Genomic DNA, 14,422 nt, shown 5'->3' on the forward strand with positions numbered 1-14,422 from the left:
AGCCCGGCCGCGGCGGCCTCGCGCGCCGTCGCCTCGCCGGCGGCGAAGCCGGCCTCCCGCGCCGCGTCCAGCCCCGCCTGCAGCGCGGCGGCGGCGAGCTCGCCGGGTTCCGGGCCGGGCGCGGGGGGTGGCGCATCGAAATTCGGCACGTCGAAGGCCATGACCCGCAGCGCGGCCTGGCCGGGCCGGCGCGGCACCGGCAGCACCGGCTCGAAGGGCAGGGCGGCGGGGGGCGTATCCCGGGCGGGGCGGAAGGCCTCGCTCACGGGATGATCTCCTCCTCACGCCCGTCCTGCAGCTGGATCTGGCCCTGCGCCGCCATGTCCTTGGCCTGCAGCACGATGGCGGCCTGCGCCTCGTCCACGTCGCGCAGCCGCACCGGGCCGAGCCCGGCGATGTCGTCGCGCAGCAGCTTCGCCGCGCGCTCGGTCAGGTTCTTCATGAACATCTCGCGCAGCTGCTCGGAGGCGCCCTTCAGCGCCAGGGCCAGCTTGTCCTTCTCGACCGAGCGCAGCAGCGCCTGCATCCCGGCGCCGTCGACCCGCTGCAGGTCCTCGAAGGTGAACATCAGGCCGCGGATGCGCTCGGCGGACTCGCGGTTGCGCTCCTCGAGCGCCGTGAGGATGCGGCCCTCGGCCTGGCGGTCGAGGTTGTTGAAGATCTCCGCCATCATCTCGTGCGCGTCGCGCCGCTGGGCGCGCGCCAGGTTCGACATGAACTCGGCCTTGAGCGTCCGCTCGACGCCGTCCAGCGCCTCCTTCTGGATGGTCTCCATGCGCAGCATGCGCATCACGACCTCCATGGCGAAGCCTTCCGGCAGCAGCGAGAGGACACGGGCGGCGTGGTCGGGGCGGACCTTGGTGAGGACCACGGCGACGGTTTGCGGGTATTCGTTCTTCAGGTAGTTGGCGAGCACCGCCTCGTTCACGTTGCCCAGCTTGTCCCACATGGTGCGGCCGGCGGGGCCGCGGATCTCCTCCATGATCTGGCTGACCCGGTCGCGCGGCAGGGTCTTCGAGAGCAGGCGCTCGGTGCTCTCGTAGGTGCCGACCAGGTTGCCGGCCTGGCCGAGCTGGTCGCCGAATTCGCGGCAGAGCTCCTCGATCACCGGGGCCGGCACGGCGCCGAGCGAGGCCATGGCAGCCGAAAGGTCGCGGATCTCGTCCTCGTGCATGCGGGAGAAGAGCGCGGCGGCATGCTCCTCGCCCATCGCCAGCATCAGCGCCGCGGCCTTCTGCGGCCCGCTCATGCCCGCCAGCATGCCGCGCGTGCCGCTCACAGCCGGTCCTCCGGGTTCAGCCAGCGGCGCAGCACGGCCAGGCTCTCATCCGGGTGGCGCTGCACCATCTGCGACAGGGCGTTGAGCGAGGAGGCGCGCATCTGGCCCTGCACATGCGCCAGGCTGACCATGGCCTCCTCGGCCGCCGCCAGCGCCGCGGCATCGCTGCCCGGGGACAGGGCGGCGGCACCCTCCGGCCCGCCGCCCGGCAGCGCGGCGGTGCCTCCGCCGGCGAGCGCGGCATGACCCATGGCCCCGCCCACCGATCCCGGCAGCGCGGCGCCCGCGGCGCCGGCGGGTCCGGCCAGCGCCGCGGCCGGCGCCAGGCTGGCGCTGATCCGCCCGACCATGGGCCGGCCGACCAGCAGGATGCCGGCCAGCGCCACCAGGGCCAGCAGGGCGCTTTCCGCCAGCCGGGCGCCCAGCGCCGGCGAGAGCGGCAGGCCGAGGAAGCCGGGCGCGGCCTCGGCCGCCGGCGCCTCCTCGACGAAGCGCATGGAAACGACCTCGACCTTGTCGCCGCGCTTCTCGTCGAAGCCGACGGCGCTGCGGACCAGGGCGGCGATGCGGGACAGCTCCTCCGGCCCGCGCTCGCGCCAGCGCGGCGGCTCGCCCTCCATCAGCCCGTCGACCAGCACGGCGACCGAAAGGCGCTTGACCACCGGGTGCTCGCGCAGCGTGTTCCGGGTGGAGCGGCCGATCTCGTAATTCGTCGTCTCCTCCTGCCGGTTCTCGGAGGTGCCGGCGCCGCCCGCCGCCTCGGCGCCCGGCAGGTTGCCGGCGACGGTGGTGGGCGGCGGCTCGGCGCCGCGGTTCTGCTCGGTCGTGCTCTGCTGGCTGCGGGCGACCTGGTTGTCCGGGTCGAAGCGCTCCTCCCGCGTCTCGACGCGCTCGAAATCCATCTCGACCGTGGCTTCCGCCCGGACCCGGCCGGGGCCGAGGCTGCGCTCGAGCAATTCCTCGACCGCCCGTCCCAGCCGCAGCTCCTGGCCGCGGCGGATCTCCTCCTGGCTCTGCGCCATGCCCGGCCCGGCGAGCGCCTGGCCGCCGCGCGCCAGCAGGGCGCCGCGGCTGTCGACGATGGAGATCGCCTGCGGCTTGAGGCCGGGCACCGCGGTGGCGACGAGGTGCAGCACCGCCTGCACGCCGTCCGGGTCCAGCCGCTGGGCGCCCTGCATGGCGAGCACCACGCTGGCCTGCGCCTCGCCCCGCTCGCGCGAGAAGGCCTCCCGCCGCGGCAGGGCCAGGTGGACCCGGGCGGCGCGGACGCCCGCGAGGCCGCGGATGGTGCGGGCCAGCTCGCCCTCCAGCGCCCGCAGCCGGTTCACGTCCTGTTGAAAGGGCGTGGTGGTGAGGCTTTCGCCGCGATCGAAGATTTCCCAGCCGACGCCGCCGCCGGCCGGCAGGCCTTCCTTGGCCAGCAGCAGCCGCAGCCGGGGCGCCTGGTCGGCCGGGGCGAGCACCTGGGTGCCGCCGCCGGCGATGCGGTAAGGGATGCGCTGGCGCTCGAGGCTGGCGACCACCGCGGCGGCGTCGCGCGGTTCCAGCTCGCCGAACAGCGGCGCCATCGGCGGGTCGCCGGCCCGCAGCGCCAGGACGGCGAGCAGGCCGAGCAGCGCCAGGCCCACCGCGCCCAGGGCAAGCAGTTGCTTCGTCCCCAGCGCCTTCAGCCCGGCGAGAACCCCGCCCATCCCATCCCCTTCCCCGGTCCAGGCAGGGCCCCGCGCCGTGGCGGGCCGGCCCGTCGCGGCAGGCGTCCCGGTGATGGGGCGCCGCGCGGCCGGACACCGCCGGCAGGCAGGAATTGCCGGATCGCGGTTGAGAAGCGGTTAAGTCGCCCGCCCCGCGGGACACAGCTTTGCTTGAGGCGCGATTTACACGGTTTCGTCAGCTTGATATTTCCGCCGCGCCGTGCGGAAAGCGGTGCATCGGCGGCGCTCGGGTCGCATGGAGAAGGGGTCCGGCGGGTCATGAAGATCGTCGCCTGCAACAGCAATCGTCCGCTCGCGGAAGCCGTGGCCGCCTCGCTCGGCCTGCCGCTGACCAGCGCTTCCATCCGGCGCTTCGCCGACATGGAGGTTTTCGTCGAGATCAACGAGAACGTCCGCGGCCAGGACGTCTTCGTGGTGCAGTCCACCAGCTACCCGGCCAACGACAACCTGATGGAGCTGCTGATCACGCTGGATGCGCTGAAGCGCGCCTCCGCCCGGCGGGTCACCGCGGTCATCCCCTATTTCGGCTATGCCCGGCAGGACCGGAAGTCGGGCTCGCGGACGCCGATCTCGGCCAAGCTGGTGGCCAACCTGATCACCGCCGCCGGCGCCCACCGGGTGCTGACGATGGATCTGCACGCGGCGCAGATCCAGGGCTTCTTCGACATCCCGGTCGACAACCTGTTCTCGGCGCCGCTGTTCTCCCGGGATATCCAGGAACGCTACAAGGGCCGCGACCTGATGGTCGTGTCGCCGGATGTCGGCGGCGTGGTGCGGGCCCGGGCGCTGGCCTCCCGCCTGCACACGGAACTCGCCATCATCGACAAGCGGCGGCCGCGCGCCGGCGTCTCCGAGGTGATGAACGTGATCGGCGAGGTCGAGGGGCGGCACTGCATCCTGGTCGACGACATCGTCGATTCCGGCGGCACGCTGGTGAATGCCGCCGAGGCGCTGATCAAGCACGGCGCCTCCGGCGTCTCGGTCTACGTCACCCACGGCGTCTTCTCGGGCGGCGCGGTGGCCCGCGTCGGCGCCTCGCCGATCGAGAACATGACGGTGACCGACAGCATCATGGCGACCGAGGCGGTGCGGATCTCCTCCAACATCCGCCAGGCGACGATCGCCCCGCTGCTGGCCGAGGCGATGCGGCGGATCTCGGACGAAAGCTCGGTCTCCTCGCTCTTCAACTGAGGCGGGGGCGCGGCGGCGGCGGTGCGCTGGGCGAGCCGCGCGGCCGGCCCTGGCGGACCCTCCGGGATCCGCGCCGGAGCGAAGGGGCCTCGGGCCAGGGCGGGGGACAGCGTGGCGCCGGCGGTCCTTCGGAGGCTGTTGGTTCCGTCCGGAAGGCCCCGTGAATGCGTTCGGCCGGAAGTACGGTGACCGGCCGGCGCCACGTCGTATCGGTATTCGTTGCGCCGCTTCGCCGCCCCGCAACCCTGCGCGATGCCGCCGAGGAGCAGACACGACGCCGGGGGCCAGCCGAGTTTGTTGGTTCCCGCCCGCCCGCAGCTTTCCTGAAGTCAAGTCAAGTCAAGAAGCCCGGCGCCGCGCTAAACTATTATCAATGATTTGTTTAAATGTCCAGCGCCAATCCTCGCAGCACGATGGCGGCGGGCACCGGTGCCCATCCCGGGGGCTGCGGCTTGGCGGGGCTGGGCGGTTGGCACGCCGCCCGATACTCTGCCGCACCGGCAACTCCAGGAAGGACCCCAGCATGAAGCTCTTCTACGCGCCCGGCGCCTGCTCCATCGGCATCCATGTCCTGCTCGAGGAGATCGGCAAGCCCTATGAGGCCGAGGCGGTGAACCTGCGCGAGGGCGCCCAGTTCAAGCCGGACTTCACCGCGGTGAACCCGAAGTCGAAGGTGCCGACGCTGCGGCGCGACGACGGCACGGTGCTGACCGAATACCCCGCCATCGCGGTCTGGCTGTCGAGCGCCTTCCCGGAGGCGAAGCTGCTGCCGAAGGAGGCCGATAGCCTCGCGCGCGCGCTGGAATACACCGACTTCGCGGTGGCCACGCTGCACATGCAGGGCTTCTCCCGCATCTTCCGCCCGTCCAACTACGCGCCCACCGAGTCGGACCACGAGGCGGTGAAGGCGAAGGGCGAGGAGATCTTCGCCAAGGGCCTCGGCATCTTCGACAAGGCGCTGGAGGGCAAGGACTGGCTGGTCGGCGACTTCTCCTTCGCCGACAGCGCGCTGTTCTATGTCTGCTTCTGGTGGGCCGGCCGGCTGGGCAAGACCCTGCCGAAGAACGTCGCGGCGCATTACGCCCGGATGAACGCCCGCCCCTCGGTGCAGCGGGTGCTGAAGGCCGAAGGCCTGGCCTGAGACGATGGGCATCGCCATGGCGGAGACGCTGAACCCGGTCCCCTTCTGGTTTCTCCGCCATGGCGAGACCGACTGGAACGCCCAAGGGCTGTCGCAGGGCCGCACCGACATCGCGCTGAACTCGATCGGCGTGGCGCAGGCGCGGCGGGCCGCGAGGACCCTGGCCGGCCTCGGCGGGATCGCCACCGTCGTCGCCTCCCCGCTGGTGCGGGCGCGGGTGACGGCGGAGATCGCCGCCGAGGCGCTCGGCCTGCCGGTCGGCTTCGACGAGGGGCTGCAGGAGGTCAATTTCGGCGAGCAGGAAGGCCGGCCGATGGGCGACTGGTACGACGACTGGATCGCCGGGACCTACACGCCGGAGGGCGCCGAGACCTTCCAGGGGCTGCTGGCGCGCGCGGTGGCGGCGGTGAACCGGGCCACGGCGAAGCCGGGGCCGGTGCTGGTCGTCGCCCATGGCGCGCTGTTCCGCGCGCTGCGGCTGGCCTTCGGGCATGAGCCGAACGTGCGGACGCCGAATGCGCTGCCGATCCATTGCGCGCCGTCGGCGGGCGGTGGCGCGGTCTGGGACGTGGTGCCGGCGGCGCTCGCGGCGGAAGGGTGAGGGCGGGGCGGGCGCTGCCGGCCGCCGCCCGCCGGAATGCGTTGAATTCGCCGGCGCTGGCGGCTATAGGAATAATGTCAACAGCATTCCTGCGTCCGGCCGGCCTCGGCGATGGGCGCGAAACCGCGCTTCAATTGTTCAATTCCTCAAATGCTGAAGCGGGTCGGGCGGAATGCCGCGGCATGTCTTGGCTTCGCTCCTTGCCGCCCGCGCGCGGCTTGAGGCGAATTCAAGCGGATTGAGGGGAATTTCAGGGTTTAGGCGGTTTATTTCCCTTAATTCCTAAGCCTGGCCCATGCCGGTGCTCAACCCTCCGCCGCCGCCCGCATGGCCTGCCACAGGGCCGCGACATCCGCCCATTCCGTCGCCTCGGCCCCGACCGAGACCCGCACCATCCAGCGCCCGTCCAGCACCGCGGGGGTGAGATAGGCGGCGCCCGAGCGGTTGATCCGCTCCGCCCAGGCCTGGGTATGCGCATCGAGCGCGGCGCCTTCGAGCCCCGGCGGCTCGTGCCGGACGCACAAGGTTTGCAGCGGCACCGGCGCCAGCACCCGCCAGCCCGGCGCCGCGGCGACCTGCCCCGCCAGCCAGCCTGCATTGGCGATGTCCCGGCGCAGCCGGGCCCGCAGCGCCCCGACGCCCTGCTCGCGGATGACGAACCAGAGCTTCAGCGCGCGGAACCGCCGCCCCAGCGGGATGCCCCAGTCGCGCAGGTTCTTCACCTGCCCGTCGGCGGCGCTCTGCAGGTAGGAAGGGTTGGTCGACATCACCCGCACCAGGTGCTGCGGGTCGCGCACGTAATAGAGCGAGGAATCGAAGGGCACGCCGAGCCACTTGTGCGGGTTCAGCACCAGGCTGTCGGCGGCCTCGACGCCCTCCCACAGCGGCCGGCATTCCGGCAGGATCATCGCGCTGCCGGCCATGGCGGCATCGACGTGCAGCCAGAGGCCGTGCCGCGAGGCGACCGCGGCCAGGGCGCCCACGGGGTCGATGGCGGTGACCGCGGTGGTGCCGGTGGTCGCCACCACCGCGCAGGGGCGGCGGCCCGCGGCGAGGTCCGCCTCGACCATCGCGGTGAAGGCGTCCGGGCGCATGGCGTGCTGTCCGTCGCAGGGCACGAGGCGCAGGTGGTCGCGGCCGAAGCCGGCCAGCAGCGCCGCCTTCTCGACCGAGCTGTGGCTCTGCGCCGAGGCGTAGACCAGCAGCCGCGCCTCGCCCTGCCGCATCCCGCCGCGCGCCATGGCGTAGCCGCTGGCGCGTTCCCGGGCGCAGAGCAGCGCGACCAGGCTGGAGGTGGAGGCGGTGTCCTGGATCACCCCGCTCCAGGCCGCGGAAAGGCCGACCATCTGCCGCACCCAGTCGGTGACCACCTCCTCCAGCTCGGTGATCGCCGGGCCGGACTGCCAGGACAGGCCGATCACGCCGAGCCCGGTCGAGACCAGGTCGCCGAGCACGCCGGCCAGCGGGGCATTGGCCGGGAAGTAGCCGAAGAAGCGCGGCGACTGCCAATGGGTGATCCCCGGCATGACCACGCGGTCGAGGTCGGCCAGCACCGCCGCCATCGGCTCCGGCGCTTCCGGCGGAGCTTGCGGCAGCATGGCGCGGACCTCGCCGGGCGCGACCTGCGCCATCACCGGGCGGTCGGCGATGTGCTGGCGGTAATCGGCGATCCAGTCGATCAGCCGGTGGCCCTCGCGGCGGAATTCGTCCGGTGTCATCGGCGTTCTCTTCATCCCCTGCTGGCAGTCTGGCCCCGCGGCGCCGCCGCGGCGACCCCCTTTGCCGACGCCGCGTTCGGTGCCATGGAGCCCGCAAGTCCAAGCAATCCCGCCGGGAGAGAAAAGATGCTCGATCGCCGCACCCTGCTGCTGGGTGCCACCGCCCTGCCACTCGCCGCGCCCGCCCTGGCGCAGACCTCGGATTGGCCGAACCGCCCGGTCCGCGTGATCATTCCCTGGCCGCCGGGCGGCTCGACCGACGTGCTGGCGCGCATCGTCGCCGACCAGCTCTCGCAGAAGCTCGGCCAGCCCTTCGTCCTGGAGAACCGGCCGGGCGCGTCCGGCAACATCGGGATGGAGGCGATCGCGAAGTCGGCGCCGGACGGCTATACCCAGGGGCCCGCGACCATCGCCAACCTGTCGATCGCGCAGTTCCTCTACGCCAAGCTGCCCTTCAACCCGGAGACCGACTTCTCCGTCATCTCGATGCACTGGGAGCTGCCGAACGTGGTGGTGGCGCCCGCGCAGTTCACCCCGCCGAACACGCTGCGGGAGTTCATCGACTGGGCCAAGGCGCAGCCGAAGGGCGTCAGCTACGGCAGCCCCGGCGTCGGCACCACGGCGCATCTTTCGGGCAGCGGCTTCTGCGACCGGCTGAAGATCGACGGCCAGCACGTGCCCTTCCGCGGCGCGGCGCAGATCATCCCGGCCATGCTCTCGGGCGACCTGACCTTCGCCATCGACAACCTGGCGAGCTACATCCCGGTGATCCAGGAAGGCCGGATGAAGGCTTATGCGGTGACCAGTCCGGAGCGCTGGACCACGCTGCCGAACATCCCGACCATGGCGGAGGCGGGCGTGCCCGACTTCGTCATCACGTCGTGGTGCGCCTGGGTCGGGCCGGCCGGCATGCCGCGGCCGATCGTCGACAAGGTGAACGCGGCGATGAAGGAGATCGCCGCCGACCCGGCGGTGCAGCAGCGCTTCCTGCAGACCGGGGCGAAATGCGTCTGGTCGACGCCGGAGGACGCGCTGGCGCATGCCGCGAAGCAGCGGCCGATGCTGGCGCAGATGGTGAAGGTCAGCGGCGCGCGCATGGAGTGACGATCGGGGGAGAAGGTATTCTCCCCCGAACCCCCTCATCTACTTCCGTGAGTCTTGCATTCGCCGCGCGGCGAGCGCCAGGCCCACGAAAAGGAAGGAAAGGGCTTGGGGAGGGAATATGTTTCCCTTCCCAAGCTTGCCTCAGAAGCGCAGCGGCGTCGCCTGCACCACCAGCGGCAGCGCCCGCACCTCGGCCAGCACCGGCTCCGGGATCGGCCCGTCGAGCGACACCAGGCAGATCGCGTCCCCGCCCTGGCCCGAGCGGCCGAGGTGGAAGGTGGCGATGTTGATGCCGGCATTCGCCAGCACCATCCCGAACCGGCCGATGAAGCCGGGGCGGTCCTGGTTGGTGACGTAGAGCATGTCCGGCGCGAAATCGGCCTCGACCGCGATGCCCTTGATCTCGACCAGCCGCGGCCGGCTGTCGCCGACCAGCGTGCCGGCGATGCTCTTCTCCGCCCGGTCGGTGACGATGGTGACGCGCAGGAGGGAGGCATAGTCGCCGCGGCGCTCGTGCACCGTCTCGGCGACCTCGATCCCGCGCTCCTTCGCCACGACGGGGGCATTGACCATGTTCACCGCGCCCATCAGCGGCGCCAGCACGCCGGCGAGCGCCGCCGCCGTCAGCGGCCGGCGGTTCAGCTCGGCGACATGGCCCTCGTACTCCACGCGGATCGCCTTGATCTCGGCGCCCTGCGCCGCGGTCAGCTGCCCGGCCATGCCGCCGAGAAGCTGGGCCAGCGCCATGTAGGGCTTGAGCCGCGGCGCCTCCTCGGCGGTGACCGAGGGCATGTTGATGGCGTTGGAGACGGCCCCCGTGAGCAGGTAGTCGGCCATCTGGTCGGCCACCTGCAGCGCCACGTTCTCCTGCGCCTCGGCCGTCGCGGCACCCAGATGCGGGGTGCAGACGACGTTCTCGAGGGCGAAGAGCGGGCTCTCGGTCGCCGGCTCGGTCTCGAAGACGTCGAGCGCGGCGCCGGCGACGTGGCCCGCCTTCAGCGCGTCGTAGAGCGCCGCCTCGTCCACCAGCCCGCCGCGGGCGCAGTTGATGATGCGCACGCCCTTCCGCAGCCGGGCGATGTTCTCGCGCGAGAGGATGTTGCGGGTCTGCTCGGTCAGCGGCGTGTGCAGCGTGACGAAGTCGGCCCGCTCCAGCAGCTCGTTCAGCTCGACCTTCTCGACCCCGAGCTCGACGGCGCGCTGCGCCGAGAGGAAGGGATCGAAGGCGACGACCTTCATGTGCAGCCCGACCGCGCGGTCGGCGACGATGGAGCCGATATTGCCGCAGCCGATCAGCCCGAGCGTCTTGCCGAAGAGCTCGACGCCCATGAAGCGGTTCTTCTCCCAACGGCCGGCCTTGGTGGAGGCGGAGGCCTCCGGCAGCTGCCGGGCGAGGGCGAACATCATGGCGATGGCATGCTCGGCCGTGGTGATGGCGTTGCCGTAGGGCGTGTTCATCACCACGACGCCGCGCGCGGTCGCGCTGGTGACGTCGACGTTGTCGACGCCGATGCCGGCGCGTCCCACCACCTTCAGGTTCGGCGCGGCCTCCATCAGCTCGCGCGTCACCTTCGACGCGCTGCGCACCGCGAGCCCGTCATAGGGCGCGATGATGGCGCGCAACTCGGCCGGGCTGAGGCCCGGCCGGAAATCCACCTCGATCCCGCGCCGCTTGAAGATCTCGATCGCGGCGGGGGAGAGCTTGTCGGAGATGAGGACGCGCGGCATCAGGCGGCCACCTTCTCATGCTCGGCCGCCACCTGGGCGAAGGCCCAGTCGATCCAGGGCAGCAGCGCCTCGATGTCGCTGGTCTCGACCGTGGCGCCGCCCCAGATGCGCAGGCCAGGCGGCGCGTCGCGGTAGTTGGCGGCATCGAGCGCCGCGCCCTCCTTCTCCAGCAGGCCCGACAGCTTCTTCGCCGCCGCCGCCTGCGCCTCGGCATCGAGCGCGGTGAACCAGGGTGCCACGATCTTCAGGCAGATCGAGGTGCAGGACCGCGTCGCCGGGTCCTCGGCCAGGAAATCGACCCACGGCGTCTTCGCCACCCAGCCGGCGATAACGGCGAGATTCGCCTCGGACCGCGCGATGAGGCCCTTCAGCCCGCCGACCGACTCGGCCCAGCGCAGGCCATCCACCGCGTCCTCGACCGCGAGCATCGAGGGCGTGTTGATCGTCTCGCCCTTGAAGATGCCCTCGTTGAGGCGGCCAGCCTTGGTCATGCGGAAGATCTTCGGCATCGGCCAGGGCGGAGTGTAGCTCTCGAGCCGGGCGACCGCGCGGGGGCTCAGCGCCAGCATGCCGTGCGCGGCCTCGCCGCCGAGCACCTTCTGCCAGGACCAGGTGACCACATCGAGCTTGTCGTAGGGGAGGTCCATGGCGAAGGCGGCGCTGGTGGCGTCGCAGATCACCAGGCCCTCGCGCCCGGCCGGGATGAAACCGGCATCGGCCAGGCGGACGCCGGAGGTGGTGCCGTTCCAGACCATGACCAGGTCGCGGGTGCCGTCGATGCCGGCGAGGTCGGGCAGGCGGCCATAGGGCGCGTCGATGACGCGGGCGTCCTTCAGCTTGAGCTGCTTCAGCACGTCGGTCGCCCAGTCCTTCGAGAAGCTTTCCCAGGCGAGGACGTCGACGCCGCGGGCGCCGAGCAGCGACCAGAGCGCCATCTCCACCGCGCCGGTGTCGGAGGCCGGGACGATGCCGAGCCGCCAGCCCTCGGGCAGGCCGAGGATCGCCTTCGAGCGCTCGATCACCTCGGCGAGGCGGGCCTTGGGGTCCTTGGCGCGGTGGCTGCGGCCGAGGAAGGCGCCCGAGAGCGCGTCCAGCGTCCAGCCGGGACGCTTGGCGCAGGGACCTGAGGAAAATCTTGGATTGGCCGGCCTTGCGGCCGGACGGGGATTCTGCGGACGCAGGTCCGGCTTGGTGGCGATCGCCATGATGCGGCTCCCTTCCAGAAGCGAATGCGCCCCGGTGGGGGGGCGTGGCCCGGTGGGAGAGGTAGGACAGCCGGCGCGGCGATGCAACGCCGGCGTGAGGTCAGCCGAACAGCGAGAGCAGGCTGCCCGTGCTGCCGGTGCCGGAGGCGGTCCCGGATGCGGTCCCGGCCTGGGCCATGACGTAGCGCTGCGCCAGGGCCTGCACCTTCTTCGGGTCCTGCAGGTCGGCGACCTTCATGCGGGAGGTGATGGCCCGCGCCTGGGTCTCGACCGACTGCACCGCGATCTGCGCCGGCAGCCCGAGCGCCCCGGTCACCACCCGCCGCATCACCGCATTGCCGAGGATGCCGTAGACATCGGTCTTGGCCGCGGCGTTCCGGATGAAGTAGAGCGCGTCCGACATGCCGGCATTCCTGTCGTCCAGCCCCTGCTGGTACTGGTACTGGACGTAGCCGGTCTCGAGGTTCTTCAGCAGCGCCGGGTCGCGCAGCCCGTCCAGGCCCTTGTTCTTCAGGTCCAGCGTGGCGGCCGCCGCCTTGAACCGGCTGTCGAGGCTGGCGAGCAGCCCCTTGGTGTCCTCCGGGTCGGCCAGCAGCGCCCGCTGCACCAGGCCGGGATAGGCGGCCTGGTCGGCCAGGCCGAGCGAGGGCAGCAGCACCGCCAGCACCCGCGGGTCCTGCAGTGCCGATTTCACGTCCTTTGCCTTGGCCACCGCCGATTCGAACTGCTTGAGCGCGGTGATGGTGACGGGATCCTGCCGTTCCGCCGCCACGCCCTTGGCCTCGGCCCCCTTCGCCTGGGCGGCCTTCAGCGCGACGATCGCCGAGGCGGGGCCGCCGGAGGAGGTGGCGCTGGACGCCGCCACGCCGAACAGCGAGGCAGCCAGCGAGGCGCTGAGCGAGAGCATGGGCCGGCGCAGCCTCGCACCCGCCGGATGAAGCGGCGGTTAAGGCAGGCCGCCGGAGCGCGCCGCCGCGGCGAGGGCGATGCGCCGCGGCTCAATGCCAGGCGGAGCCGCCATCGACGCCGAGCGCCGAGCCGGTGACGTAGGCCGCCTCGGCGCTGGTGAGGTAGAGCACGGCGCCGGCCACCTCCTCGGCGGTGCCGAAGCGGCCGAGCGCGTAGCGGGCGAGGAAGGCGCGCTGCGCCGAAGCCGGGTCGGGCTGGGCGGCCATGGTCTCCTCGACCATCGGGGTCAGGATGGCGCCGGGGCAGACCGCGTTGACCCGGATCCCCTCGGGCGCGAGGTCGAGCGCCAGGCAGCGAGTCAGCATCAGCAGCCCGCCCTTGGAGGCGCCATAGGCGCCGTAGTTCGGGCGGGGAACCAGGCCGGCGGCGGAGGCGAGGTTGACGATGCTTGCCCCGCCCGCCGGAGGCGGGACGCCGCCCCCCCGCCCGGCGGAGATGCGGCAGCGCGGCCCGGCAGACATGGAAGGGCCCGTCGAGGTTCACCGCCATCACCTCGCGCCAGAGCGCCGGCGTGGTCTCGGCCGGGGAGGCGACGCGGCTGATGCCGGCGGCATTCACCACGGCGTCCAGCGCGCCGAGCGCGGCGGCGGCCGCCTCGACCGCGGCGGCGACCGACTCGGGGTCGGCGACGTCGACCGGGAAGCCGGGCGCGCCGAGTTCCGCCGCGGCCCGCGCCAGCGCCGCCGCGTCGCGGTCGAGCAGCGCGACCCTGGCGCCCTCGGCCAGGAAGCGCCGCGCCGTGGCGAGGCCGATGCCGGAGGCGGCGCCGGTGACCAGCGCGTGGCGGTTGGCGAGACGCATGGCGGTCCTCGGAATCAAGATGGCCGGCACGGGGCCGGCCATCGTGGGAAGCAGGTGCTGGCGGCCGGGCTCAGTCGTCGCGGTGGACGCGCTCCATGCGCTCGTGGCGCTCCTGCGCCTCGATCGACAGGGTGGCGATCGGCCGGGCCTCGAGGCGGCGCAGGCCGATCGGCTCGCCGGTCTCCTCGCAATAGCCGTAGGTGCCGTTCTCGATCCGCTCGAGCGCCTGGTCGATCTTTGAGATCAGCTTGCGGGCGCGGTCGCGGGTACGGAGCTCGAGCGCGCGGTCGGTCTCGACGCTGGCGCGGTCGGTCAGGTCGGCCTCGGCGATGCCGCCGACGGAGAGGCTGGCGAGGGTATCCCCGGCCTCGCGCAGCAGGTCCTGGCGCCAGCGCAGCAGCTTCTGGCGGAAATAGGCCAGTTGCTGGCCATTCATGAATTCTTCGTTGTCGGTCGGGCGGTAGTCGGGCGGGAGGGTGATGAGCATTGTTTGGACGACCCCATTCCGGCCGGGGCCCGGGCCTTGGCGCCCAACCCCGAAGTTGGCCGGACCATACAAGCGCCCCGCGGCGAAAGCCAAGGGTTCCCTCCGCGCAAATTGCTGATAGTCGCGGCTTTTCACTTCTTCGACACGGAAGCGTTCCAGCCCCGCCGCGCCAGTTCCACCCGGGCGCGCAGGACAACGGATTGGACCGCATCCCTCAGGGAGGGGTCCGCGCCGTCCTCCCCCGTTTCGAGGGCGGCGAGCCGTTCCAGCCGGTTCATGTCGGGACCGTCATGCAGCAGTTCGCGCTGCAGGGATTGCAACTCTTGCAGGATCGACTCGGCGCGGCGGCGCGCCGCCTGGTCCCGCGCCGCCCGGTCGCCGCTGTCCTGCAAGCCGAGCAGCCCGAGCCCGACCGGCGCCGCCGCCCCGGCCGCGGCGCTTTCCGCCGCCGCCTCGGCCCCCGGCGGGCCCGGGGCGGGACCGAGG

14 protein-coding genes and 1 pseudogene are annotated in these 14,422 nt (G+C 72.1%); 4 read left to right on the forward strand and 11 right to left on the reverse strand.

Annotation, left to right across the window (positions count from 1 at the left end):
- The 3 genes from E2C06_RS32085 to fliF all read right to left on the reverse strand — a co-directional run.
- On the reverse strand, positions 1-266 hold a 266-nt coding region (locus E2C06_RS32085), incomplete at its 3' end, for a hypothetical protein (protein WP_456305202.1).
- Positions 263-1,249, reverse strand: a complete 987-nt coding sequence (fliG, locus tag E2C06_RS32090) for a flagellar motor switch protein FliG (RefSeq protein WP_133292658.1) — start codon at positions 1,247-1,249, stop codon at positions 263-265. The genes fliG and E2C06_RS32085, both read right to left, overlap by 4 nt.
- Positions 1,250-1,275: 26 nt before the next feature.
- On the reverse strand, positions 1,276-2,970 hold the full coding sequence (gene fliF / locus E2C06_RS32095) for a flagellar basal-body MS-ring/collar protein FliF (protein WP_133292647.1): 1,695 nt from the start codon (positions 2,968-2,970) through the stop codon (positions 1,276-1,278).
- Between the two features lie 279 nt (positions 2,971-3,249).
- Here fliF and E2C06_RS32100 point away from each other — a divergent pair, with 279 nt between their 5' ends.
- The 3 genes from E2C06_RS32100 (at position 3,250) to E2C06_RS32110 (ending at position 5,924) form a co-directional block, all read left to right on the forward strand.
- On the forward strand, positions 3,250-4,182 hold the full coding sequence (locus E2C06_RS32100; protein ID WP_133292648.1) for a ribose-phosphate pyrophosphokinase: 933 nt from the start codon (positions 3,250-3,252) through the stop codon (positions 4,180-4,182).
- Between the two features lie 523 nt (positions 4,183-4,705).
- Positions 4,706-5,323 carry a glutathione S-transferase family protein gene (locus tag E2C06_RS32105; protein WP_133292649.1) on the forward strand — a complete coding sequence of 206 codons (618 nt, stop codon included), beginning with the start codon at positions 4,706-4,708 and terminating at the stop codon, positions 5,321-5,323.
- A gap of 16 nt (positions 5,324-5,339) precedes the next feature.
- On the forward strand, positions 5,340-5,924 hold the full coding sequence (locus E2C06_RS32110) for a histidine phosphatase family protein (protein ID WP_133292650.1): 585 nt from the start codon (positions 5,340-5,342) through the stop codon (positions 5,922-5,924).
- A 305-nt stretch (positions 5,925-6,229) separates the two neighbouring features.
- Here E2C06_RS32110 and E2C06_RS32115 read toward each other — a convergent pair whose 3' ends face one another.
- On the reverse strand, positions 6,230-7,642 hold the full coding sequence (locus tag E2C06_RS32115; protein WP_133292651.1) for a pyridoxal phosphate-dependent decarboxylase family protein: 1,413 nt from the start codon (positions 7,640-7,642) through the stop codon (positions 6,230-6,232).
- Between the two features lie 126 nt (positions 7,643-7,768).
- Between E2C06_RS32115 and E2C06_RS32120 the strand changes: the two genes are divergently transcribed.
- Positions 7,769-8,746: a Bug family tripartite tricarboxylate transporter substrate binding protein gene (locus E2C06_RS32120; protein ID WP_133292652.1), complete on the forward strand. Its 978-nt coding sequence runs from the start codon at positions 7,769-7,771 to the stop codon at positions 8,744-8,746.
- A gap of 141 nt (positions 8,747-8,887) precedes the next feature.
- Here E2C06_RS32120 and serA read toward each other — a convergent pair whose 3' ends face one another.
- The 7 genes and pseudogenes from serA to E2C06_RS32150 form a co-directional block, all read right to left on the reverse strand.
- Positions 8,888-10,474: a phosphoglycerate dehydrogenase gene (gene serA, locus E2C06_RS32125; protein ID WP_133292653.1), complete on the reverse strand. Its 1,587-nt coding sequence runs from the start codon at positions 10,472-10,474 to the stop codon at positions 8,888-8,890.
- Positions 10,474-11,679: a phosphoserine transaminase gene (locus E2C06_RS32130; protein WP_133292654.1), complete on the reverse strand. Its 1,206-nt coding sequence runs from the start codon at positions 11,677-11,679 to the stop codon at positions 10,474-10,476. Before E2C06_RS32130 ends, serA begins: the two co-directional genes overlap by 1 nt.
- Positions 11,680-11,779: 100 nt before the next feature.
- The gene (locus E2C06_RS32135) at positions 11,780-12,586 is read right to left on the reverse strand and encodes a DUF1217 domain-containing protein (RefSeq protein WP_133292655.1); all 807 of its coding nucleotides are present in this window, start codon (positions 12,584-12,586) and stop codon (positions 11,780-11,782) included.
- Between the two features lie 91 nt (positions 12,587-12,677).
- Positions 12,678-13,109, reverse strand: coding sequence for an SDR family NAD(P)-dependent oxidoreductase (locus E2C06_RS39895; protein ID WP_241671572.1), 432 nt, complete (start codon positions 13,107-13,109; stop codon positions 12,678-12,680).
- A gap of 16 nt (positions 13,110-13,125) precedes the next feature.
- A pseudogene (locus E2C06_RS40945) lies at positions 13,126-13,491 on the reverse strand (SDR family NAD(P)-dependent oxidoreductase); the annotation flags it as partial.
- A gap of 28 nt (positions 13,492-13,519) precedes the next feature.
- On the reverse strand, positions 13,520-13,936 hold the full coding sequence (gene dksA, locus E2C06_RS32145) for an RNA polymerase-binding protein DksA (RefSeq protein WP_133292656.1): 417 nt from the start codon (positions 13,934-13,936) through the stop codon (positions 13,520-13,522).
- Between the two features lie 131 nt (positions 13,937-14,067).
- The coding region (locus E2C06_RS32150) for a flagellar assembly protein FliX (RefSeq protein ID WP_133292657.1) at positions 14,068-14,422 on the reverse strand (355 nt) is incomplete at its 5' end.

Source organism: Dankookia rubra (assembly GCF_004355005.1).
In the GTDB taxonomy this organism is placed as follows: Bacteria; Pseudomonadota; Alphaproteobacteria; order Acetobacterales; family Acetobacteraceae; genus Paracraurococcus; species Paracraurococcus ruber_A.

Coding starts and splice junctions, on each gene's coding strand:
- fliF (WP_133292647.1), bottom strand. CDS start 2,970: ATGGGCGGGGTTCTCGCCGGGCTGAAGGCGCTGGGGACGAAGCAACTG.
- E2C06_RS32135 (WP_133292655.1), bottom strand. CDS start 12,586: ATGCTCTCGCTCAGCGCCTCGCTGGCTGCCTCGCTGTTCGGCGTGGCG.
- dksA (WP_133292656.1), bottom strand. CDS start 13,936: ATGCTCATCACCCTCCCGCCCGACTACCGCCCGACCGACAACGAAGAA.
- E2C06_RS39895 (WP_241671572.1), bottom strand. CDS start 13,109: ATGTCTGCCGGGCCGCGCTGCCGCATCTCCGCCGGGCGGGGGGGCGGC.
- E2C06_RS32100 (WP_133292648.1), top strand. CDS start 3,250: ATGAAGATCGTCGCCTGCAACAGCAATCGTCCGCTCGCGGAAGCCGTG.
- E2C06_RS32120 (WP_133292652.1), top strand. CDS start 7,769: ATGCTCGATCGCCGCACCCTGCTGCTGGGTGCCACCGCCCTGCCACTC.
- fliG (WP_133292658.1), bottom strand. CDS start 1,249: ATGAGCGGGCCGCAGAAGGCCGCGGCGCTGATGCTGGCGATGGGCGAG.
- E2C06_RS32105 (WP_133292649.1), top strand. CDS start 4,706: ATGAAGCTCTTCTACGCGCCCGGCGCCTGCTCCATCGGCATCCATGTC.
- E2C06_RS32115 (WP_133292651.1), bottom strand. CDS start 7,642: ATGACACCGGACGAATTCCGCCGCGAGGGCCACCGGCTGATCGACTGG.
- E2C06_RS32110 (WP_133292650.1), top strand. CDS start 5,340: ATGGCGGAGACGCTGAACCCGGTCCCCTTCTGGTTTCTCCGCCATGGC.
- E2C06_RS32130 (WP_133292654.1), bottom strand. CDS start 11,679: ATGGCGATCGCCACCAAGCCGGACCTGCGTCCGCAGAATCCCCGTCCG.
- serA (WP_133292653.1), bottom strand. CDS start 10,474: ATGCCGCGCGTCCTCATCTCCGACAAGCTCTCCCCCGCCGCGATCGAG.